Raw genomic sequence first — 23730 nt, forward strand, 5'->3', positions numbered from 1 at the left:
CGCTGCCATTCACTCTTAGCGGCGGATTAAATATAAACATAAAAAAAGCCAGTCAATTGACTGGCTTTTTATTTATCAGCACTTCAATTAGTACTGAAACGGAGCTTAGAATTAATCTTCTAAGCTACCGCAAAAACGGTAACCTTCACCGTGGATTGTTGCGATGATTTCTGGCGTATCAGGTAAGCTTTCGAAGTGCTTACGGATACGACGGATTGTTACGTCAACAGTACGGTCGTGTGGCTTAAGCTCGCGGCCAGTCATCTTCATTAGAAGGTCTGCACGGCTTAAGATCTTACCTGGGTTCTCAACAAAGTGAAGCATAGCGCGGAATTCGCTGCGCGGTAGCTTGTATGACTCACCTTGTGGGCTAACAAGAGAACGGCTGTTGATTTCAAGGCTCCAACCGTTGAAACGGTAGAACTCAACTGCGCTTTTCTCTTCAGAATCTGTACCTGTGCTATTAACGCGAGTTAATAGGTTACGTGCACGGATTGTCAATTCACGTGGGTTGAATGGCTTAGTGATATAATCATCAGCACCAATTTCAAGACCTAGAATCTTATCAACTTCGTTATCACGACCTGTTAGGAAGATTAGACCGATATTATTAATTTCACGAAGTTCACGAGCTAGTAAAAGACCGTTTTTGCCTGGTAAGTTAATATCCATAACGACCAAGTTAACTTTGTTGTCTTGCATAGCCTTATGCATTTCAGCGCCGTCATTGGCTTCAGTGACCACATATCCTTCTGCTTCAAAAATACTTCTAAGTGTGTTTCTTGTTACTGCTTCATCTTCAACAATAAGAATGTGCGGGTTTTGCATATTAATTACCTAATCTCTGTCAATTCTAACCATGAGTATAATAAAGTTTATACTCCATCTAGTTATGCTGATAAATCACTGATACACGTAGGTGCTTTCAAAACTGGCTCGAAACAGCAACACACTGCATGATAAGCAAAGTATGGGTATCTCACATATGGAAAAACGTGAACTGTATAAACTTCGATTAACAATTGTAGGAAAAAGTTCCTTAACGACCGTTTTCTATGAAGTTTAAATGTTAAATCAAACATAGATCACATTTGATACAGCTGTGTGGATTACTCTTCTATCTGTTTCAGATATGTGTAACAAAATGTGTTCGTTACATGTATCGGCGTGAGTCAATCAACAAGCCCTATTGTACTCGTTTTAGGCATTTGTTAACAAATGAAATGTTAACAAAATTACTTGATGATATGATTTAGATCACTATTTCCAAACTATAGTATTGATTTAATTAGTTTTGATATTTTTGTCGCGTGTGACCTGTATCACGTAACTAGGAAGCGCTAACGAGTTTGCTATAATAATCCCACCTAAATCGGAGAATTTGTTAGCAATGAACAACTCAGTCGACAGCCTTTGGCACACTTATCAACAAACTGAATTTCTGTTTACTCAAACCTTATCCTCTCAATTATCGTTCGCTATCATCACTGCGTACAACCCAAAAGGAGTCGTGCTGACTCCTTGCCAAAATGGTCTTTTAGACCGAAAACTTCAACATGAAATACACAGATCGGGCTTTCCCTACCGAGCAATGATAGGCGCATCTCAAGATAGAAAGCATATGGAAAAGAGTTGGGCAATATCAACCGATAAGGCCTCGGCCATTAAACTCGGCTGCCAGTTTAATCAAAATGCCATTTATTATGTTGAAGCGGATCAATTGCAACTTGTTCCTTGCTTGTTGCCTTGCCAAGAAACATTGTTGGGCGCATTTTCTCCTCGGGTCAACTGGGTCATGGAGCTTCCAGATATGGTATGAAATTAAATCATCTAAGATTTCCATTGACTTAATTGGTTATTTTTTGATATTTTTTAACCTGTTATTTTGTATACAAAGCAGCTTTTTCGAAAGTAATTTGCTTCATACAAGGTAAGTACAGAAGAGGAGCGCTAACTAGGTAGTAAGTTGGAGGGGACCAAACTCCTATGATGGCTTATGAGGGAGATTAGCGCCGAGATATTCAATGCCATTTGGTCAGGCTTGAATGTTGGTTGTGCAGGCTGAATCCTGTCGATTGTCACCAATGTTTTTTTATGGTGGAGAGCTTCTGGTGACGATCGCTGTTTCCCCATCTTATGGGGTGCATATCATTGCACCAGGCTCTTCGAACGAAGTTAGTTCGGAGCTTATTCATGTTAGTTATTCAAAATACCCAATTTAGTCAGTGTCAGCCGTCTCTATATAATGTGGAGGCAGTACTATGTTGTTAGTCGATGCTTCATTATCTACAAGCTCGCAAGAGCAAACACAGTTAAACGTCGCCAAGTTTGGTGGCACTTCAGTGGCTGACTATGACGCCATGCAGCGCTGTGCAGATATTATTATTGCTAATCCACAAACCCGAGTGGTAGTTGTTAGCGCCTCGAGTGGCGTGACCAATCAGTTAGTGGCACTCACGCAGGCAGAAACCAGCGCGGAAGAGTCAAAGGCGCTGATTAAAAAGATCGCTTCTATTCAATATCAAATTCTAGATAAGCTAGGCAGCCCAAGTGATGTGGCGGCTCAAATTGATCGTACCTTGAGCCATATCGCGACCCTAAGCGAACGCTTAAAGCTTACCCGTAGCAAAGCCGTGATGGATGAACTCCTATCCCAGGGCGAGATGTGCTCATCTGTGTTTTTTGCTGCAGTGTTAAGAGAGAAGGGGGCTAACGCTTCAGCATTTGATGTTCGTCAAGTACTGCGCACCGATAGCCACCATGGCCGCGCCGAACCCCAAATAGAACAGATTGCTGAGCTTGCTCAAACACATCTTAAGCCACTACTTGCAGAGCAAGTGATTGTGACTCAAGGTTTTGTGGGCGCAGATAGTGAAGGCAACACCACAACCCTTGGCCGTGGTGGTAGCGATTATTCAGCCGCATTGCTGGCCGAAGCATTGCAAGCGACAGCGGTTGAGATCTGGACCGATGTAGCCGGCATTTACACCACAGACCCAAGACTTGCGCCTAATGCCAGTCCGATTGCCGAAATTAGCTTTAATGAAGCCGCTGAGATGGCGACCTTTGGCGCTAAAGTTTTACACCCTGCAACAATATTGCCTGCCGTAAGACAAAAAATTCAGGTGTTTGTTGGCTCAAGCTGGGCTCCTGAACAGGGCGGCACTTGGATCCGCCATACGGTACAAAGTGAGCCGGTATACCGCGCCGTTGCCGTGCGCCGCGATCAAACTTTACTTAATCTTCACAGCTTACAAATGCTGCATGCGCAAGGCTTCTTGGCTGAAACATTTGCAACCTTAGCCCGCCATAAGATCAGTGTTGATTTAATCACCACATCTGAGGTCAATGTGGCATTAACCTTAGATAAAACTGGCTCTGACTCAAGTGGGCAGGGCTTACTTAGCGAGGCGTTATTGCAAGAGTTGTCGCAGCATTGCCGCGTGCGTGTTGAAGATGGTTTAGCCTTGGTTGCGGTGATTGGCAACAATATTGCCTCGACGCCAGGCGTGTGCCGAAGGGTATTTGAAGTACTGGAAACTTATAATGTACGTATGATCTGCCAAGGAGCGAGTCCACATAACTTGTGTATTTTGGTCGATGAGGCCGAGGCGGCTAATGTGATCCGCGCCCTACATGAAAACTTATTTGAAAGTTAAGGCCTGGAAAACTAAATGTTTGAAAGCTGAATATTTGAAAGCTATGAGGTGGAAACTAAAGCTTTGAAGCCTCATTTAAACTAATTGCTAGGAACACGGTAATTTATGGAATTTACCCAATCGAGCCTGAAAGTCGGTGAATTGGCGACAGGACAGGAACTGAATGTTCCTGTTTATCGTATGGCAGGCAAAGACCCATTAGCGCCTAAGGTTTTTATTCAAGCCAATGTACACGGCGCTGAGGTGCAGGGTAACGCGGTTATTTTTCAGTTGATGAAACGATTAGAAAAAATGGATGTAAGAGGTGAGGTGACTCTGTTGCCGCTAGCCAACCCTCTAGGTATTAATCAGAAAAGCGGTGAGTTTACCCTGGGACGTTTCGACCCTATTACTGGGGTGAATTGGAACCGCGAATACTTAGATCATAACCTTGATGTTGCCAGTTGGTATCTGCAGCATTCTCATTTAGATAATGAGGCGCTTACTCAAGCCTTTCGTTTACATCTAATAGAGTCTTGCCAGTTGCATCTAAACAGTGAATGGGGCGTGACAACTGGAAAGCGCCTTGCGGTGACTTTGCAGTCTTTAGCGCATGCAGCTGATATTGTGATAGATCTGCATACAGGGCCTAAATCGTGTAAACATCTATATTGCCCACAATACGATGTGGCTTCAGCGGCTTACTTTTCTATTCCTTATAGCTTAGTGATCCCTAATGACTTTGGCGGCGCTATGGATGAAGCGGCATTTTGCCCCTGGTGGCAATTAACCGAATTTGTACAGTCTCAAGGACGCAGCTTTAAGGTGCCTGTTGGGGCGTTTACTTTAGAGCTTGGAAGCCAAGAACGTATCGATATGGAAGATGCGGCCAATGATGCGATGGGTATTTTGGCTTATTTAAGTCATCGAGGTGTGGTCAGTGATAAGGTTGAACCTGCCAAAATGACAAGGTATGGCTGTTACCTGAAAGATTATAAAAAGTTTCATGCACCAACGGCAGGCCTTGTTGAGTATCAAGCTGTGCTCGGTGAAAAGCTTGATGCGGGTCGTCCATTGGCAAATATATTAAGGCTGGATCTATATGGCACAGATAAAGAGTTAACTCCGCTTAGCCTTCAGCAAGATTGTGTACCTATCCTACATTTTGCCTCAGCTTCTGTGTACCAAGGCACTGAACTTTATAAGGTGATGACCAACCTGTTTGAGATTTAAATCATTCTAAAATCTTCAAAATGTCTAATGTTATGATAATGTACAAATCAAAGAGCAAGTACATATAAAGATTTTATTTGGAGCAATCTTATGAGACTAATCCCCTTACTGGCACTATTGTGTCTAGGTGCCGGTTGTACTGCAGATAAAGCAACTCCGGTAACAACTCTAGGGGTTAATCCTAGCAATGAAGATACTAACGCCAATTCCAATGCGAATTTAATTGCTGACGTTGCGGCAGAACCTTTAGTAACATCCTCATTAAAACGACAAACTGAAACATTGAAGCCAAATGGTAGAAGTTACTTATTAAACGGTGATAAATATACTGCTGACACCCCCCGGTTAGTTACAGGCACAGCTGTGTTTAACCCGAATATGTCGGAATCTGGTGTACTTAAAGGCAGCTTTGTTGTGCAAAGTAAGCAAACTGTCAATTTTGTAGAGCCGTCCTTTACAATTGAAACTATTGCCTCTGAAACTTACCGTCTAACGCCTGTAGATAACAATGCTGATTTATACGAGCTATACCTAATGCTTAAGGGGCATGAAAAGCTGATCCTGGTCGAAATAGAAATCGATTATAGCGGGCGTAGCAAGGCTGAGTACTATTAAAACGACGAATAAAGCAGAATAAAAAAGCCATAACTTTCGTTATGGCTTTTTATTGTGAAGTACATTTTTACAGCACTATCTTATGTCGCTAAAAGCGTTATTTGCGGCGACGAAGTCCAGCAAGCGGAAGTAGTATTAGTGATAACCAACCTAATGAGCCACCGCTAGTATCGACAATGTTGATTTCAACTTCATCTTCAACCTTAACGCTAACTTTACTAGTTACATCAGCTGTACCATCGTTGACAGTGACTTCAAACTCAAGAGTTTCGTTCTCTTCAACCATAGGTGCATTGAAGGTCGCAACGGCTTTGTCTGCATCAATGAGTTCTACACTCGTTCCTGAGAGCTGCTTCCAGCTATAGGTATGGCTATCTGCAGCGTTAGGATCAACAACTTTAGAAGACAGCGTTACAGCTTCACCTTCATCTACGCTTGTTGCGCTAGCACTTGCTGTCACGGTTGGAAGACGGTTGTCACAGGCGTATGTATCACCCGCTATAACATTAGAGAAGATGCTGGTTTGTGTATTCGTGAACGTGATGTCATCAATATACCAACCAGCGGCAAAACCAAATTCAGGTTCAGGCACTACAGCTGAGTCAGTTGCAATACGGAAGCGGAACTGGACTTCGTTACCATTCAAAGACTCACCAAAGCTAATGGTTTCCCAACCATAATTTAGGCCTGAGAAAGTATCTTGTCCGGCAATTGCAGCTTCAGTTTCTTCAAGAGCGGTATCGGTATAGCCATCACCTAGGAATGTTCCGCCCATTTTAGTAACATCAGCCCAATCTCCGCCATTAATACTGACTTCAACAACAGCTCCATCGTAGCCCGCTTCTAAGTTATATAAATGCCAGAAAGCAATAGTAAACTCGCCGTCGTAACCTACAGATGTTGGACGTGTTTGGTATCCTACATCAGAGGTAAAGCTATTGCCGGTAGCAGAGATAAAGCCATCCGTTGCATCCCACTGATCTAGACCAAAGGTACCCTTTGCCATATCACCACCAACCATCACAGTTTCGGTGAAATCTTTAAGCCTTGAAAGTGTATTCAAATCTTCATATTGAGTGGTACCAACTAGCTCACGGGTCTCAAAGTCAACATTGACTGTTGTTGATAGCGTGTACTCATCAGCTTCTACGCCGTCGGCAAGGTTTGGTACAAACTTAAGTACTAACTCGTCTCCCGTACCAGCTTCGTTTAGCGTAAATTCAATAGGCTCACTTGTAGCGGATGCAAATAAATTGATATCTGCAAAGCTGACCTTACCATCATTAGCAAAAGTGATATCGTGGTCACTGACGACTTCGATAGTACCCGTTAAGTCTGTTAACAGGCTGTCTCCACCATTTTCAATAGTGAAACTAACTGTACCCGTTTCGCCTTTATCTAAAATGCTATCTTTTGAGCAATAGCCTAGTGTCGACCCTTCGTAATCAGTATCTAACTGGTGATCAGCTACTTCAAAAGCAGATAAGGTCGTTTTGTATGACTCAACAACACCTGCGTGATCGGTAGAGAAACGGCTTGGCGATTTAGCTCCTAGCCCCATACCACGACGAGCAAAGGCACCGAGAATAACTTTGTAATCCTGTTCATCATTTGCAAATGCGGCAGCTAAAAGCGCATCACGACCTTCAGTAAAGGTCGGTGCCATAGGCATCATCTTATAACCAGCAACAAGGTAGCCTTTCATCAGCTCTTTTGCTTCATCAAAAGTATGTCGCTCATCATTTGCTAGCCCAATGAATGCGTCCCATAACATGGCTGCATAAACGGCACCAGAGCCATGAACTTCTGGGTCGCGTTCCACATAAGCGAAGGTCGATGGATTGATTTCCATATTAGTCGAGTATGGGAACTCACGAATACCATTAACAAAACTAGCTACATAAGTAGTATCACCATATCCACCGGCATAGTTTTCATTGCCAGTGATTAAGTTATCCGCAGCGTCAGAGCCGAACAGTAGGGCATGGAAGTCACCAAAACCTTCACCCATAGAGCGAGCTTGATTACTGCTTAGACCCGATCCATTACCGACTAAACGGTTACTGATGTAGTGTCCCCATTCATGTGCAACAATAGCGTTATCCCATGAACTATCCTTGAAAACACGGGATAAATCATTTTTGAACATATCTATCGACACTGTTTCATTTGCATCTAGTAGCGCATAAATAGCCGCCGCTTCATTTTGCGAAACCATCATGGCAGGAATGGTGATGCTTTCATCATCTCCAGCCATAGTAATTACGGCATCAGCATCTTTATTATTCGCGATGATTACAGCAATGGCGCCAGCATCTTGAGCATGTTTAACTTTTTGGGTAAATGCACAAGCGCCGCGATCGATTATTGCAATATTACCGGTTATATCAGCAGCATTGGTTGTTGCTTCACAACCGTCATAAATAGTGCCTGCAGCGCCATCGGTTACAGTTGAGCCATCATCAATACGAACGACACTTCCTGAAACCTTGAATGTATCCGGGCCAAATACTGAAAAACCAATATTTTCCAACATACCAATAGAGGTATGGGATGTAGCTGCGATACCAAAATCAACGCCATTTACAGCTTGGGTTGTTTCCCATAGGTACATTTGCATGCGCGGAGAGCCGCCATCGGCAGGTGTACTCATATTGGCATTATTAAAGCCTGAGTTATCTTGGACTTCTACGTTTAGTGCATCACCTTCAACGCCACCACGGCCGTAGTTTGATGCTTGAGCATTACCTGATACTTCATCAAAACCGTGGTCATAGAAGTCATCATGTAAATAGTTATTCATGAAGAATAGGTTAACAATTGCAGCCTTACGGTTGTTTACTGAATATTCAGCTTCTTTATCATTGTATGGGTAATCGAATGTATTGCTGCTTGTTATATCGGCAAGATAATCGCCATTGGAAAGCCCTTGCGGTGCAATTGCATCAACATATGCGGTGACGTTGTTACCTTGAGTAGAAGTTGCATCGCTCGCTAACCAAGGATCCCTAGTACTGATAGGGCCAGACTTTAATGACACCATTGGTGCATCTAGATAAGGAGCTGTTAGGTAGGCGTCAGTATCACTTCCAGCTGGGGCTGGCATAACATTACCGTGTGGGCTGTCCCAGGGTTTACCGTCTGCATCTGCATAGACACGGTAATTAAAATCAGCGGCGTGGCTAGTGAGGTTCTTCTTAAATAGCACTTCACCCGTTTTAGCTGAAATGACGTAGCCAAAATATTCTGAATCACGGCTGTCAAACTCACCAGTTTCTATTTCTACGTAGTGAGCAGCTACCATTTTGTTTTTATGTTCGAAAAATACTTTTTTAGCTCTAGGTTCGCCAACGATTACTTTGCTGTTTGAAGAGTTAACGACTGCAAATTTTTCATATTTATCATTTGAGGATTTTACATTTAACGTAATAGCATTTTTGTCGCCGCCCATTGCGTTAAATGCTGCGCTGATAGAGTTAGCTGCATCACCAAATGCACCATCAATGTTCTTTAGAGCAGAAAAAACAGATTTAGCTGCTCTTTCTGACGCAAAATAACCAGAAGATGCTACAAGTTTAAAGTCACGATCCATCATGATGTTAAATTCACGATTGAATACTTCTACTCCAGAAACTTCTTGTTTATATTTTGCAATGATAGGGCCGCGACCTAGATCATGTGTATTAACTAGAACTGCTTGAGCTACTCCCTGCTTTAAAGAAGATATTCCGGTTAATTTTCCTAAATAAAACTCAGCAGCATGTGAAGCCTTATTCTCTAAAGAAAGAGCTGCTAAGCTCGGTACAGACTGACTTTTACTTGCCCATTGAAAAGTTGTTCTGGCTAGCTGCGCGTCATACTGGTTAGGCATTCCGCTTACGGTGGGGGCATTAATGTACATTGTTTGTTGCTTGACAGTTTGAGTCACGTCAAATGATTTGTAAGTTGGAGATTCATCAGCATGGCTGACAGCAAGTGCAGCGTTAGAAACGAGTGCAGCAGTAATCGCTATAGATAATTTAGTTTTCACAACATTTTCCTTGTCAATTTGCCTAAACCTACATGGGTCGCGGTCATATTTTTCTTATTTTCTTGCTTTTTATAGCTACCCGAACTAAGTCGGTTGACAAGGTTGTAACATATAATTCAACTGTTGGTAACAAAAGTGTCGAAAAAAGTGTTTATAACTCTTTCCGATACATTTAGGTGTAATGACTAAAACTTATAACTTATTTTTATTAGTTTTAAGGCTTAACCGCCCGTACAATCGGGTTTTGCAGACTGATGAGTGTTTCAGTAGATTGGATCTCATCGATTGATTGGATACGATTAATCAGAACATGCTGCAGTCCATCAATAGACTGGCACATTACCTTTACAAATACACTGTAATTACCTGTGGTGTAATAGGCTTCAACCACCTCTTCTAAGGCATTGAGTTTGGAGATTGCTGCGGGGTAGTCACCGGCACTTTTTAAGTTGATACCGATAAAACAGCAGACGTCGTAACCCAGCGCTTTAGGGTTAACGGTGATCTGTGCCCCTGTGATGATCCCTGCTTGCTTCATTTTTTCGACGCGCACATGGATGGTACCAGCGCTCACTCCGAAGCGTTTAGCTAGCTCTGCGAAAGGGGTTCTGGCTTCTTTCATTAATGCAGATAAGATTTGATTATCGAGTGAGTCTCTTTGAAATGGGGTTTCCATAATAAATACGTCAATTGCTTATTGGTTAGTTAAACAATCTACGTATTTTCTGAGGAATATTCTACCAATTTATCAAATAAGTCAGTGACGGGGCTCACTTGTTTGCATCGTTAGATAGTGCTGCTTAGTTGATTCTGTTCAGTAGGAACAGCTCAGTAGGCTCAGCTTAGTTGCTAAGAAGGCTACTGCTCTCCCTTAGCTTCCATAAAGGGGACATCGCAACTGAAAGTCATTCTTGCTTTAGTATATGGATGGGTAATCGTGAGTGACTGAGCATGCAGCAGTAAACGCGGTGCGAGTCTTTTCGCTAATGGGTCAGCATAAAAGTTATCGCCTAAAATCGGATGACCCAAGGCCATCATATGCACGCGGAGCTGATGTGAACGACCCGTTATCGGTGTCAGCTTGACCAAGGTTGAGCGTTTACCACGACTGATCACTTCATAATGGGTCTGCGATGGCTTACCTACCTTATGGTCGACTTTTTGTTTCGGTCGATTAGGCCAGTCACAAATCAGCGGCAGATTAACGCTGCCATGAGTGTCTTTAACGTAACCAGCCACACGCGCATAATAGGTTTTTTCGGTTTCTCGGTCTCTAAATTGACGCTTTAGCTCAGACTCAGCGCTGCGCAATAATGCCACCACGATGACACCTGAGGTCGCCATATCCAAACGGTGTACTATTTTGGCATGAGGAAACTCTGCAAGTACGCGGTTATAGGTACTGTCGGCGTAAGCAGGATCTCGTCCCGGAACGGATAGTAGTCCTGAAGGCTTATTAACTACCATGATATCTTTATCTTGATAAAGTATTTCAAGCCAGGGCGTGGTTGGAGGTGAGTAGACGAAATCAGTCATGATGGAACCTTATTAAAAATGCGCGGCAAAGATACCTCTTAGACTGTTCTTCATGCAAGCAGATTTAAGATAATTGTGGCTACAATCGACACCAATCGTTATTCGTCAATGCAGACCTAGCAAAGAGTTGAAAGCTGATGCAATAGCGTTATGAAAATCCATTACCGTTGACATGCATTATGGCAAAGGTCCAAACCACAAAGGCCAATATACAGTGGATCAACGCATAAAAGGATTGATCTAAGCGGCCCATGCTTCTGGCATCCCAAATGAGTAAGCCGTGTAAAATGATTACGATAGGAAAAAGAGCAAGCAGTGGATAGAGGCTTAAAACACTGGCGTCACCAAATACCAGTCGACTGAGAAGCGCCCATACCACCATTAAACCTGTGATTATCGGCGGGAGTGCGATTCGATACTGCTCTGGGTATGGAAACATATTGTGCCTCTAATTAGTCCTGTTTATCCCAACGGCTTTTGCGCAATAATTTGCGCTTTATAACTGGCGTTAAGTAATTCTCCGAATAGATCTTCAGAGTAATGTAGGCAGCTCCAGTTAGCAAATATTGCTTTTAATTCACCCGCTTTAAGTAGAAAGTCAGGATTACGAGGTCGACCAATTTGAGCCTGCTGCTCGGTAAACGTCTCGTAAATGATCAGACCACCAGGCTTAATGCTATCGATAATCTGGTTAAGCAAAGGCCGGTGTAAGTAATTGAATACCAGTATTATGTCGTAGTGAGCTTGGGGGAGGAGTGGAGCACTGCCATCTTCGAGGTTCCATTCGAGTCGTTCGATGACAGTGGTTTTATCTGGCAGAGCAATATCAAGGCCTGTCAGGTCTTTATCAAGGTAGCTAACCTGGCAATTTCTATCGGTAAACCACTGGCCATTACGGCCACTGCCGCAGGCAAGATCTAGCACCTTGCAGGCGGGTGTTAGATAGTCTGATAAAGTAGCAAACTGGGTGATTAATTCTGCGCTATTAGCCTTTAACTTCTTTTCTGCCATCAATTCTGCGTCCGTGTACAACTGAAAAATGCCTCAAGCCTGCAGGGCCATGAGATACGACGACAGATAGTAACACGATAAAAATGAGCAGTTCCGGTTTATATGAGGCAAGAGGAATGAACAGTGCTAGCAAGCCAAGCTTGGCGATAGTGAGAACGCCTTTAAGCTGGATCAACCAGCGCCAGTCTCGCACCATCTCCCAGAGCATCATGGCTGAGCCTGTGCTCATGGCCATAATCCAATATATTTGCCACTGTTCTTGAGGTACATGTAACAAAATGCCACCGCCTGCACCAGTGATCCCTAATATGTGTAAAGCACGTAGTGCAGTCTTAGAAAAACGTTGGATCATAAATTGTTTTTCAGTGAGTTCTTTTCTGGCCATATTAAGGAGTCTTATACTGTTTGATTGTGGCAAATCTTATCAGGAAATAACCATTTTAAAAGTGTTGAGGGATCACACGCTCAGACACTAATGACGTTATGTAAGTTAATTAGCGGGGACGGCTGTATAAATCCTGTCCAATTAAGTACTGATGTCATAAATTTGTGAAGCAGATATCGATACCTGTTTAGTCTTAATGATAATCTCATATTCATTAGCTTACTCCTTGCTGTTATTGATATTTTTATGCTCAGTCAATAATAGAAAAGGTCTGAATTGATAAGAGAACGTATCCTTTTCTTACCATCAATTCAGAGCAAGCAGGAAAGGCGAGCTGTCAGGAGCTCGCTTTTTCTTTATCACTTTTTCTTTCTCGCTTTTTTATCATTTACTCGCAAAGACATCCATCTTCAATCAGGTGTATACCCAAACGACTTGAAAATGCCCGCTGAATCCTGCATCTTCAACTGGCTTAGGTATCGTGTAATAGCCCTCAAACAAATCTGCTAATATCATAATACCGATTGGTATACACTGTTCTGGTTTTCCCTCCTCCTAAGGTAAGGTTTCTACAATGAAAATAGGCTTTTTTAGCGCCAAACATTACGACATGCAGCATTTTGACCGCACCAATACCGCATTCGGCGCCAGCATTGAATATTTCGATTATCGTCTTTGTATGCAAACAGTAAAATTAGCAGCAGGCTTTGAGGTTGTTTGTGCCTTTGTGAATGATTCCCTATGTGAAGAAGTGCTAGTTGAACTCGCTCAAGGCGGAACAAAGATTATTGCTATGCGCTGTGCAGGCTTTAATAACGTCGACCTACAGGCTGCAGAGCGCCTAGGGATGAAGGTCGTTAATGTGCCCGCTTACTCGCCTGAGTCAGTCGCAGAGCACACGGTGGCACTTATGCTAACCCTTAATCGTAAAATCCATAAAGCATACCAGCGTACCCGAGATGCAAATTTTTCTTTAGAAGGCCTAGTGGGCTTCAATATGCACGGCCGCACAGTGGGCGTGATTGGCACGGGTAAAATAGGCCTAGCGACCATTAAAGTATTGCAAGGTTTTGGCTGTAAAGTGGTAGCTCATGACCCTTATCCTAACCAAGCGGTTATTGATTTAGGCGTTGAGTACATAACGCTTGAGCAGCTATATCCTATTTGTGATGTTATTAGTCTGCATTGCCCGCTAACAAAAGAGAACCACCATTTATTAAGTGAGAGTAGCTTTGCAAAAATGAAGCCCGGCGTCATGGTTATTAACACCAGCCGTGGTGGTTTGCTTAATGCGCTCGATGCCATGGAAGCGCTGAAATCGGGACAACTGGGTTCGCTCGGTTTAGACGTATACGAGAATGAGAAAGAGCTTTTCTTTGAAGATAAGTCGAGTGAAATCATTCAAGATGACGTATTTAGACGCTTATCAGCCTGCCACAATGTGATATTTACCGGTCACCAGGCATTTTTAACCGAAGAAGCATTAGGTGCAATTGCACATACAACCTTAAGTAATGTTAAGCAGTTACTTGCAGGGGAACATTGCCCTAACGAGTTGTATTAACGCTTAAAGGTTAAGTAATCGATATTGCACTTATTTATCTGACTCGCTCAAGGAAAGCCGATGATCATTACTCAAGAAGTTCATGATATCTCGACCGCAACAGGAATCATGCGAACCTACCTGTATCGCCCCGATTGTGAGGGGCAGTTTGCCAGTATTATTTTCTACTCAGAGATATTTCAACAAACCGCCCCAATCGCAAGAGCTGCAGCGATTCTTGCTGGGCATGGCTTTGTGGTACTCGTGCCTGAAGTGTTTCATGAACTAAACCCTATCGGTACCGTGCTTGAGTACGATGATATCGGTAAAGATAAAGGCAATGCAGACAAATTTGCTAAGCGCCTTGAAGACCATGATAGTGATACCGAGGCCCTGGTCGACTTTGCTCGCAGCTTAAGTTTTTGCAGTAGCAATATCGGCAGCATGGGCGTTTGTATTGGTGGCCACCTTGCTTATCGCGCGGCGCTTAATCCAGATATTCAGGGGGCATTTTGTTTGTACCCAACAGACATACACTCCAACACCTTGCCTTGTGATAAAGGTAATGATTCATTGAGCCGTACGGGTGATATTGCTGCAGAGTTGGTGATGGTGTTTGGTAAGCAAGATCCCCATGTTTCTGCGCAGGGGCGAAAGCTTCTCTATGAGCAGCTTGAAGCCAAAGAGGTTAAGTTTAACTGGCTGGAGGTGAACGCCCAGCATGCCTTTATGCGAGATGAGGGTGACAGGTATGATCCAGCGTTAGCGATTCAGATGTATCTGCAAGCGGTAGCGTTTTTTCAGCGAACGCTGAAGTAACGAACTAAGAATAAAGCACTAAGCATAAAACGCTAACAATAAAAGGTGTAATCACATTCCAGAATAAGACTGCGAATAAAAAAAGGGCCAGTATTACTGGCCCTTTTGTATGTCACGGAGTAAATACTAATCATTAACCTTGCTGGTATGCAGCAAGCTCATCAGTGCTCACGCGAGCAATGAAAGTGCTATCTAGGTAGAAGTCGACATGCTCGTCTTGCTTAACACCTGACATTACCTGTTGGCTGCCATCTTCATAAACCAATGTCATGGCCAAAGTATTGTCATCAGTCGCTACCATTGAAGCGCTAGTTAACTTGATGTTTTTTAGCGGGGCGCTAGTTAGATCGCCATCAATGTGTTGGTTCACTTTGAAAATAGCTTCAACTGGCATATCGACTACCGCTGGGGAACGGCCAGTGATAGGGTTTGTGCCCGTCCAGAACTCGATGCTGTTAAGGATAAATAGATCGCCAGTTGCAGCGAAGCCATAAATTGGGCTCATAAGTATAAATAGACCAGCACGGCCATAACGGTTATCAACCGCGCTAAGGTTAGCTTTAGTTACCATAGCACTTAGGCCCATTTGGCCCATACAACCGGTAAGTTGAGTGCTTAGAATTGCCGTTAGCGCGACGGCAGAGATTGTCTTTTTCATTGGTTTAATATTACTGAATTGAGAATGGCGCTGATTGTATGTATAAGCCAAAAATGAAATGTGACAGCGCTAGCAAATCCAGGTTGGTAAATTGTAGTGTTTGTCTTGATCTTTGCGGTGCTTGTTTGCTCGGTGTGGTATTTGTTTTTAAGTTTGGTTTTGTGCTGTTTTTTGTCTGGTAATGTGGGTTAATTGTTGCTGCTTATGCGCGGTATCAGCGCTTGTTACATCTAGAGCGTCACCATTTTATTAAAGTACTATTTAACGCATAATAGTTAACGCATAATAGCGCTCCAAATATCGGAGAACGCATGTCAGATTATCAAGTATTACACCAAACCCAAGACGAATATGGTCCGCTTATTGTATTAGAGGATAAGGAAACACGGATCCTCGCGTTTGGCGATAACGACGAACAAAGCAAATTGCTCAAGGCCACTCCGCATATTCCGCAGCACACCTATGTGCAAGCCATGTTGCTGGTTCTACTCTATAGCCAACCTAAAAGTGCAATTGTGCTTGGGCTCGGTGGTGGTGGACTTATTCATGCGCTGCGCCACTTTGATGCGGGTATTAAGTTAACGGCAGTAGAGTTAAGAGATGACGTGATAGCGCTGGCTAAGCGATATTTCCAGTTGCCGCTGAGTAAAAAGCTTAAAGTCATTCATCAAGATGCCAAGCAATTTCTAGAGGCTAGCGATCATAAGAAGGTGGATATTGTTTTTGCTGATATCTACAGCGCGGAAGGGGTGGATGCCGCGCAGGTGTCACAGGCCTTTATTGCCCAGTGCGCGGCCTTAATTAAAGCCGATGGCTACTTGGTTCTCAATTGCTGGAAAGAGCATAGCCAAAACCGTGAGCTACTTGCCTACCTTAATATGCATTTTGTAGAAGTACGTGCTTGCCTAACTGGCAGTGGCAATTGGGTGGTGTTTGCGGGTAAGGTCAAGCGCGACATTAGCGCCAGTGCACTCAAGACCAAGGCGCAGTCCTTATCGCAGCAGCTTGATTTTCAGTTGGCGAGATCGCTAACCCGCTTCGACCTTTGGGAGTAAAGTAAAAGTCTGGGAGTAAGAGTAAAGTCTCGCTAATACTTATCGATGTGTTAGCGAGTCTATTTTCTACTTATAGTTTTTAGCTTCTCTGTGCCAAAATCCAAATTTGCTTGCCCTCTTTTACTTAAAACCTTTAAGTCCATTTTTTATCGTACTTATGCACCGTACTTATGCGTCGTACTTTTCAGGCGAAAGCCTGATATCGCAGGCTTGTTAATCTTGTTCGGAAAAACAGATTAGCATGATAGCTTTTACCCGTTATCATTAATTCATTGGCTCCGCTATTATTCTTCCATCGAAAACGAACTGGCGTTAAAAGACTCATCATCACTCATTCAGTTTGTTGAATTTTAAGAAATAGTATTTTCAACTTTAATTATAAAACGGAGCATTACATGCATCAGTCAATTATCAACTCTACAATCAAGCCATTCACAGCAACTGCTTTTCACAAAGGTGACTTCCACCCAGTGACAGAGCAAGACCTATTAGGTAAGTGGTCAGTCGTATTCTTCTACCCAGCTGACTTTACCTTTGTATGCCCAACTGAACTAGGCGACATGGCTGACCATTACGAGAAGCTACAGGCTATGGGCGTTGAAGTTTACTCAGTATCTACTGACACTCACTTCACTCACAAAGCATGGCATGCAAGTTCAGACACCATCAACAAGATCCAGTATCCAATGATTGGTGACCCAACAGGCACTATCACACGTAATTTTGGTGTGATGATTGAAGAAGACGGTCTAGCACTACGCGGCACATTTGTTATCAACCCAGAAGGCGAGATTAAAGTGGCTGAAGTACATGACCTAGGTATTGGTCGTAGCGCAGCAGAGTTAGTTCGTAAAATTCAGGCTGCACAATATGTTGCAACACACGACGGTGAAGTTTGTCCGGCAGCATGGCAGCCAGGTGAAGCAACACTTGCACCATCAATCGACCTAGTCGGTAAGATTTAAATCTAAATCTAAATCTAAATCTAAATCTAGATTGAGTTGAAAGTAAGGTGTTTACCTCGCTAGCTTGTCCCCAAACGGGTTAGCTTGGTAGCCATCTTCACCAGGCTCTCTCCATTGTTCAGCTTAGTGCCCCCCTGCAAGCTAAGCTGAACAAACTCTTATTTCTACAGCCTTTTTTACTTTTTTATTTTTAATGAGTTAGTACGATTTATATAACTGTTTTACTTTTTATTTTCTGTATCCACTTTTTATTTTTTGTGAGCACTCTTTGTTTTGGTTAACACTAAACCGCATTATGGCTAGTGCTGCCTGCTCACCTATACCAGATTAGCTTTTAATATTTAGGAGTCATCATGTTAGATGCAAACGTCAAGAATCAACTGAACACTTATTTGCAAAACCTCAAGCACCCAGTTGAGCTGGTTGTATCTATTGATGACAGCCCAAAAGCGCAAGAGCTTAAATCTTTAGCGGCAGATATTGATAGCCTATCTTCACTTATTTCAGTGACTGAGCAAGTGGGTAAGCGCACGCCGTCAATGTCGGTGATTAACCCGGATCTAGGTCAAGGGATTGGCAGCCAAATTACTTTTGCAGGTCTGCCTATGGGGCATGAGTTCACATCACTAGTGCTTGCCTTACTGCACAGCGGCGGGCATCCAATAAAATTGGATGCCGATGTGATTGAGCAAATTCGTCAACTGCCGGGCGAGTATCAGTTTGAGACTTATGTGTCGCTAAGCTGCCAGACATGCCCGGAAGTAGTGCAAGCACTGAATATGATGGCGGCGATTAACCCTAACATTACTAACGTGATGATTGATGGTTCATTGTTCCAGGATGAAGTGAATGAACGTAACATCATGGCCGTACCTTCTGTTTACCTTAATGGCGAGCAGTTCTCTATGGGAGCCATTAGTACTGTAGAGATCTTAAATAAGCTTGATGTGAATGCTGCCGGTAGAAAAGCCGAGCAGTTAAATGAAAAAGAACCGTTTGAGGTATTAGTGGTGGGGGGCGGCCCAGCTGGCGCATCGGCTGCCATTTATGCGGCGCGTAAAGGTTTACGTACCGGTATTGTCGCCGACAAGTTTGGTGGTCAAGTGGCTGAAACGGTAGGTATTGAAAACTTTATCTCGGTTAAGGCGACTGAAGGACCAAAGTTGGTCGCTAATCTTGAAGCTCACGTGCATGAATATGACGTGGATATCATGGATAACCAACGCGCTTTGAGCTTAAAGTCGGGTGAGCTATTTGAGTTAACCCTTGAAAGTGGCGCGGTGCTGCGCAGTAAAACAATTTTATTAGCAACGGGTGCTCGTTGGCGTGAAATGAACGTACCGGGTGAGCAAGAGTATCGTGGTAGTGGCGTGGCATACTGTCCACATTGCGATGGCCCACTGTTTAAAGGTAAGCGTGTTGCTGTGATTGGCGGTGGTAACTCTGGCATCGAAGCGGCAATCGATTTAGCCAATATCGTTGAGCACGTTACTGTGCTTGAGTTTGATAAAAGCTTACGCGCCGATGATGTATTGCAGCGTAAAGCAAAATCGATGGGCAATATCGAGATTATTACACAGGCGATGACCACAGAAGTGACCGGTGATGGTAAGCGCGTTAATGGCCTTAACTACACCGATAGAGCAACAGGTGAGTCGCATCATGTTGAACTTGCTGGCATATTTGTTCAGATTGGTTTAGTGCCAAACTCAGAATGGTTAAAAGACACTATTGATATGACAGCTCGCGGTGAAATTACTGTCGATGCTAAAGGTGAAACGTCATTGCCAGGTGTGTTTGCCGCAGGTGATGTCACTAACTCCGCTTATAAACAGATAATTATCGCCATGGGCAGTGGTGCAACGGCTTCGCTAGGCGCATTTGATTACCTAATTCGTCATAATGTTGATGACTCTCATACCGGTAAAGTTGAAGACTCTACACATAAGAAAGTTGAAGACTCTACACATAAGAAAGTTGATGACTCTAGCAGCGATAATGTTGCAGCCTAAAGCGATTAGTCGTTACTATAAAGCCAGCAAAAGCTGGCTTTTTTAGTGGATGAGTCATAGAGCTGTAATAAGTAATGGAGAATGGCCCTGAATTCACATCGATATCACGCGCAGATAAAAAGAGAAACGTTTACCATTTTAAAGCGCGGTATTTTATGGGCGACTTACGTCAGTTGTGCGCTGTTATTTGTGGTGCTGGCCAATACGTATTATTTTGATAGCCTTTATGATGACATTCAGTTACTCCAATTAAAAACCCTGCCATTGTTTGCTGTTGTTTTTATCGGGATTATTACGGTAAAGCTTAAAGGGCTTGGCCGTATTAGCGTAAATAAAACATATGCCTACCTAGCGTTTTTAACTATTGGCTGGTGTTACGTTCTCATCAATCTTGCCTTGTTATCTGCACAGAATATGCCGGGAATAGAGTCATTAGCTGACGTTCTAGTACTGGTTTTTGCGTTAGCCTTATTTCCCCATCGCCATGCAATGCTACTGACTATTCTGCCATTTTTGATTTTTAGTGCGAGCTACCATTCACTGCAATATTCGCAAGTGTTGGTTTATCCCATCACCAAGTTTTTATGTTTTTTTGGCATTATCTTATCAGGCCAGAAAATTATCTCTGGTTGGTTATTTAAAGCTGTGACCCGTAATATCGAGAATAAGAAATTAATGCAGCAGTTTAAGCACTTAGCTTTGATTGATGGGTTGACCAATATCAGTAATCGCCGTCACTTTGATGAGGTGTTAACTCAAGAGATGAAAGCGTCACTTCGAAGTGACAAACCGTTATCCATTATCATGGTCGATGTGGATTTCTTTAAGCCGCTTAATGATAGTCTTGGTCATCAAGTGGGCGATGAGTATTTGATTAACGTTGCTAAGGTATTGAACTGTGCGCTTGAAAGGCCGAGGGATCTCGTGGCGCGTTATGGCGGTGAAGAATTTGTGGTGGCTCTACCTGATACGGATTTAACTGGCGCGGTAAAGGTCGCTGCAAAGATCCAACGTGCATTAGCTGAAGCTAAACTCGTGCATCCGAGTTCTACAGCCTCAAAATATGTCACCGTTTCTCAAGGTGTGGCGCAGTGGCAAATATCTATGGAGGCCGCTGAATTGTTACAGGTAGCTGACCGCTTGTTATATCAAGCAAAGTCAGCGGGACGAGATAGGTACTTATACCCAACTGATCTAAAGGTGGGTATATATGAATCCATCGACAGTGGTAACCAGAGCCGAGAATCACTAAATGAAGCGAGTTAGGCCGTAGTATTGATATTGTGGCCAGTGTTACCGACAGGCGCTTGTGGGGTATCGGGTATCGCGGCATTGATCAAACTTAATGCGATATCACCTTCAATTTTTTGTTGGTCTTTAGCCATTTGCGCGACTTTAACGCCAACATCGCCATGGCTCATGTTAGGTTGAAGATTCGCACTAGAAATAGTAACTGCCATATGTAGCTCGATTAATTAAGAATGTTATTTGGTTATCGGCGCGCACTTTAAAGACTTAAGGTCAGTCGTGTTACAGAGTGTATCGGTTTTAAAGCTAAGGCGGAAAAGAAGGTTCTAGGAAAACAGGTTCTAGGTCCTAGGAAAAGCAAAGCCGATACAAGCTAAGACGGGAAGAGTCGGACGGCCAGCGGCCTAGGGAACGTGACAGCGTCACTTACGGAGCGCTGCGCTCACGGTAAAAGCGGTAAAGCTAAGAAAGAGTAAAGATGATAAAAGCAAAGAAGAGCAGCCAGAAAACATATTCTCTTTTGTAGGTTGGGCTTTAGCCCATCAATCATGGTTTTATACTAGATTTGTCGGCATAAATACCGACCTACGGAAAGAAGGGGCTAGGTTTGAGGAAAAGCAGGCCCTAGGTCCTAGGAAAAGCAAAGACGGTTCAAGCTAAGACGGGAAGAGCCGTACGGCCAGCGGCCTAGGGAACGTGACAGCGTCACTTACGGAGCGCTGCGCTCACGGTAAAAGCGGTAAAGCTAAGAAAGAGTAAAGATGATAAAAGCAAAGAAGAGCAGCCAGAAAACATATTCTCTTTTGTAGGTTGGGCTTTAGCCCATCAATCTTGGTTTTATACTAGATTTGTCGGCATAAATACCGACCTACGGAAAAGAAGGGGCCAAATTTCGTTGTTCGCTACAGGAAAAGCAAAAGCGATAAATGTGGCTCACCACGGCGAATATGGTGAAGCCATGTGCTAATAAGCGAGAGCTAGGGATAGCGAACTGGCGGTTAAACACGGATGTTGTTGGAACTCGGAGGACACGAACAAAGGCAACGGCTTAAGCTTTTTAAGATCTTCACCTGCGTACTCCTCGTGAAAGCGCAGCGCTTCGTGGTTGGATTAGCGCTTTGTAAAAAAATGTAATCACCTTTATTCGAAGGTAAACACGTTTTGGGGCAAAAGCAATTCACCACGAAGGACACGGAGATCACGGAGAAGAGCCACAGCCGAGGCCTGTTAAGCTCTTCATCTTTACCTCCGTGCTCTCCGTGAAGCGCAGCGCTTCGTGGTGAGATTCATGCTTTTTGAAGAGCTATGTCTGTCCTAGATTTTCACAAGCTTAACTCTTCAGTTAAGAAAACTATGATTTTGCAATCCGTGATTTCTCAATCCCCTTGCGAATAAGGGTAATGATAAAGGTCAGCACGATAGAGCTTAAGATAAGGCCAATCGCTAAGGCCACATTTTGCAGCGCCGTTGGGTCGATAGCTAGCATACCACCTAGGCCCATCATCATAATGCCCGACATGAGCTTAAGGGTTTGGCCTTCTTTTTCGGTGAGCTTGCGTTTACCTAGTGACACACTAAAGGCAATAACAATCGCCGCGAGTGGGATGACATACACCACGTTGTACATCACCAGGTACATGTAACGCTCAAATGTGTCTAGGTCATGCATCGACAATACGCTGGTGTAGATCATCGGGAAGCCAGCTGTGCAGAGTAACTCATACGCGTTGGCTAAAATCGATAACACCACGGTACCGGCTATCATGGCGGTCATGCTGCTGGCGCTGGTGAGTTTACCCATACGTTTAATCAACCCGGTGCGGTTCTCTGCAGACATGGATAAAGTGACTTCGCCTTTAGTAAAGAAGTAGTCTTTGATGTTTACCGCGCCTGCGACGAGCGCCAACATACCCGCCCCGAGAATAATCCAGCCGCCGTCGCTACCAGCGCCAAGTAGTTGGAAGATATTCAGCCATGCGCTCATAAAGATGAAGTAGATAAAGCCTGAGAAGAATACGAAGATGCCACCGACAATTAACATGCGAGTGCGGCTCTTGGCGTTAACCATAATTGAAAGTAGAAATAACAATACAAAGAAAGCGCAAGGATTAAAGGCATCGACGCCAGCCAGTACCACTGTTAATAGCGGTAGCGACATCTGCTCAGGGTGGACAACACCAACGAGTGGCAACTCAACGGGTTGCACATCAGAAGAGGCTATTTCACTGGTACTATCTAAACCTAAATCTAAATCACAGGTGCCTTCGCTGTCACTGCTTTCTTTACAGGTTTCAAATAGGCCCGCAGAGACGGGAGCAGCACTAGTGTATTGGCCCTCGGTTTCAGGGGCTAACTGACCACCAAGTGATACATAATATGACTTTAAGCGTTGCACTAAAAACTCACCAGTAACAGCTTGGCTACTGTAGCCTACCACCGCTTTTTCACCGCTAGCAAAGTAAGGCACTGAACGCGCTTCTGTACCTGTTTGTTTGGCTATTTGCTGCCAAATCTTCATGGTACCGGAAGCAGTGATCATATGATCTTCCACCTCGATCCAGGGGTAACGCTCTGGCAGACTGTCGATAAATGGATGCGCTTCGGCGCAGTGTGGGCAGGTTTTAGACCAGAAGAAATACAGTTTTACCTTTAACTCCCCTTGGGAATTAGTGTAATGCCACATATTGGCTTCATTAATGGCAGTGTCATTAATGGAATTACCATTAACTGGGCTGTCAGCTGCAAAGCTTGGCATAGAAAGGCTTGAGAGAAATATGGCGATGAATAATAGAGCTGATTTGACCATGCGAACTCCAAAAGGCAAATTAGGCATGAATTGAGACTTAGGTTACCGATACTTTACTGTAATAGTTAGTATTTGCTAAATTAATGTGTGGTTTTTGCTACTGGAATCTCGAATAAATTACTTTTGGGAACTATGACTAGTTTTAGGTAATAGAATTAAACTTTTAGCAATAATTG

Annotated in this window: 19 protein-coding genes, 1 pseudogene and 1 riboswitch; of the genes and pseudogenes, 10 read left to right on the plus strand and 10 right to left on the minus strand. The window is 43.6% G+C overall.

Annotated features, from left to right (window positions below):
* Positions 1–111: 111 nt before the first annotated feature.
* The gene (gene arcA / locus ACVBIU_RS04340) at positions 112–828 is read right to left on the minus strand and encodes a two-component system response regulator ArcA (protein WP_012153996.1); all 717 of its coding nucleotides are present in this window, start codon (positions 826–828) and stop codon (positions 112–114) included.
* 562 nt (positions 829–1390) lie between these two features.
* On the opposite strand from arcA, the gene ACVBIU_RS04345 reads away from it, so the two are divergent.
* The 4 genes from ACVBIU_RS04345 to ACVBIU_RS04360 all read left to right on the plus strand — a co-directional run bounded on the left by ACVBIU_RS04345 (position 1391) and on the right by ACVBIU_RS04360 (position 5486).
* The gene (locus tag ACVBIU_RS04345; protein ID WP_447163170.1) at positions 1391–1819 is read left to right on the plus strand and encodes a DUF3293 domain-containing protein; all 429 of its coding nucleotides are present in this window, start codon (positions 1391–1393) and stop codon (positions 1817–1819) included.
* A 113-nt stretch (positions 1820–1932) separates the two neighbouring features.
* Positions 1933–2116, plus strand: a riboswitch (Lysine riboswitch).
* 145 nt (positions 2117–2261) lie between these two features.
* The gene (gene lysC / locus ACVBIU_RS04350) at positions 2262–3659 is read left to right on the plus strand and encodes a lysine-sensitive aspartokinase 3 (protein WP_447163171.1); all 1398 of its coding nucleotides are present in this window, start codon (positions 2262–2264) and stop codon (positions 3657–3659) included.
* Between the two features lie 105 nt (positions 3660–3764).
* Positions 3765–4871: a succinylglutamate desuccinylase/aspartoacylase family protein gene (locus ACVBIU_RS04355; RefSeq protein WP_447160971.1), complete on the plus strand. Its 1107-nt coding sequence runs from the start codon at positions 3765–3767 to the stop codon at positions 4869–4871.
* Between the two features lie 90 nt (positions 4872–4961).
* Positions 4962–5486 carry a hypothetical protein gene (locus ACVBIU_RS04360; RefSeq protein WP_447163172.1) on the plus strand — a complete coding sequence of 175 codons (525 nt, stop codon included), beginning with the start codon at positions 4962–4964 and terminating at the stop codon, positions 5484–5486.
* Positions 5487–5583: 97 nt separating this feature from the next.
* Here ACVBIU_RS04360 and ACVBIU_RS04365 read toward each other — a convergent pair whose 3' ends face one another.
* The 6 genes from ACVBIU_RS04365 to ACVBIU_RS04390 all read right to left on the minus strand — a co-directional run bounded on the left by ACVBIU_RS04365 (position 5584) and on the right by ACVBIU_RS04390 (position 12448).
* A complete protein-coding gene (locus tag ACVBIU_RS04365) occupies positions 5584–9516 on the minus strand; it encodes a rhombosortase-dependent M36 family metallopeptidase (protein WP_447163173.1) in 3933 nt (1310 codons plus the stop codon).
* Positions 9517–9730: 214 nt separating this feature from the next.
* The gene (asnC, locus tag ACVBIU_RS04370) at positions 9731–10192 is read right to left on the minus strand and encodes a transcriptional regulator AsnC (RefSeq protein ID WP_447160974.1); all 462 of its coding nucleotides are present in this window, start codon (positions 10190–10192) and stop codon (positions 9731–9733) included.
* Between the two features lie 182 nt (positions 10193–10374).
* Positions 10375–11052, minus strand: coding sequence for a bifunctional tRNA pseudouridine(32) synthase/23S rRNA pseudouridine(746) synthase RluA (gene rluA / locus ACVBIU_RS04375; RefSeq protein WP_447160975.1), 678 nt, complete (start codon positions 11050–11052; stop codon positions 10375–10377).
* A gap of 148 nt (positions 11053–11200) precedes the next feature.
* Entirely contained in the window at positions 11201–11491 is a 291-nt protein-coding gene (locus ACVBIU_RS04380) for a hypothetical protein (RefSeq protein WP_447160976.1), read from the minus strand.
* 23 nt (positions 11492–11514) lie between these two features.
* A complete protein-coding gene (locus tag ACVBIU_RS04385) occupies positions 11515–12063 on the minus strand; it encodes a class I SAM-dependent methyltransferase (protein WP_447163174.1) in 549 nt (182 codons plus the stop codon).
* On the minus strand, positions 12038–12448 hold the full coding sequence (locus ACVBIU_RS04390) for a hypothetical protein (RefSeq protein ID WP_447160978.1): 411 nt from the start codon (positions 12446–12448) through the stop codon (positions 12038–12040). Before ACVBIU_RS04390 ends, ACVBIU_RS04385 begins: the two co-directional genes overlap by 26 nt.
* 574 nt (positions 12449–13022) lie before the next feature.
* Here ACVBIU_RS04390 and ACVBIU_RS04395 point away from each other — a divergent pair.
* Together ACVBIU_RS04395 and ACVBIU_RS04400 are read left to right on the plus strand one after the other, a co-directional pair.
* Positions 13023–14012, plus strand: a complete 990-nt coding sequence (locus ACVBIU_RS04395) for a 2-hydroxyacid dehydrogenase (RefSeq protein ID WP_447163175.1) — start codon at positions 13023–13025, stop codon at positions 14010–14012.
* 60 nt (positions 14013–14072) lie between these two features.
* On the plus strand, positions 14073–14810 hold the full coding sequence (locus ACVBIU_RS04400; RefSeq protein ID WP_447163176.1) for a dienelactone hydrolase family protein: 738 nt from the start codon (positions 14073–14075) through the stop codon (positions 14808–14810).
* 133 nt (positions 14811–14943) lie between these two features.
* Here ACVBIU_RS04400 and ACVBIU_RS04405 read toward each other — a convergent pair whose 3' ends face one another.
* A complete protein-coding gene (locus ACVBIU_RS04405) occupies positions 14944–15468 on the minus strand; it encodes a DUF3332 domain-containing protein (RefSeq protein WP_447162197.1) in 525 nt (174 codons plus the stop codon).
* A gap of 311 nt (positions 15469–15779) precedes the next feature.
* On the opposite strand from ACVBIU_RS04405, the gene ACVBIU_RS04410 reads away from it, so the two are divergent.
* The 4 genes and pseudogenes from ACVBIU_RS04410 to ACVBIU_RS04425 all read left to right on the plus strand — a co-directional run bounded on the left by ACVBIU_RS04410 (position 15780) and on the right by ACVBIU_RS04425 (position 20766).
* Positions 15780–16523: a spermidine synthase gene (locus ACVBIU_RS04410; RefSeq protein WP_447163177.1), complete on the plus strand. Its 744-nt coding sequence runs from the start codon at positions 15780–15782 to the stop codon at positions 16521–16523.
* 395 nt (positions 16524–16918) lie between these two features.
* The gene (ahpC, locus tag ACVBIU_RS04415; protein WP_447162195.1) at positions 16919–17488 is read left to right on the plus strand and encodes an alkyl hydroperoxide reductase subunit C; all 570 of its coding nucleotides are present in this window, start codon (positions 16919–16921) and stop codon (positions 17486–17488) included.
* A gap of 353 nt (positions 17489–17841) precedes the next feature.
* Positions 17842–19416: pseudogene (gene ahpF, locus ACVBIU_RS04420) on the plus strand (alkyl hydroperoxide reductase subunit F); the annotation flags it as partial.
* A 165-nt stretch (positions 19417–19581) separates the two neighbouring features.
* Positions 19582–20766 (plus strand): GGDEF domain-containing protein, encoded by a 1185-nt coding sequence (locus tag ACVBIU_RS04425; RefSeq protein WP_447163178.1) that lies wholly within the window; start codon positions 19582–19584, stop codon positions 20764–20766.
* Here ACVBIU_RS04425 and ACVBIU_RS04430 read toward each other — a convergent pair.
* Positions 20763–20960, minus strand: coding sequence for a hypothetical protein (locus ACVBIU_RS04430; protein WP_439267985.1), 198 nt, complete (start codon positions 20958–20960; stop codon positions 20763–20765). The two genes, ACVBIU_RS04425 and ACVBIU_RS04430, sit on opposite strands and share 4 nt — an antisense overlap.
* Before the next feature lie 1139 nt (positions 20961–22099).
* Positions 22100–23554 (minus strand): cytochrome C biosynthesis protein, encoded by a 1455-nt coding sequence (locus ACVBIU_RS04435; RefSeq protein ID WP_447163179.1) that lies wholly within the window; start codon positions 23552–23554, stop codon positions 22100–22102.
* Positions 23555–23730: the final 176 nt, after the last annotated feature.

This window comes from Shewanella sp. 30m-14 (genome assembly GCF_052977125.1).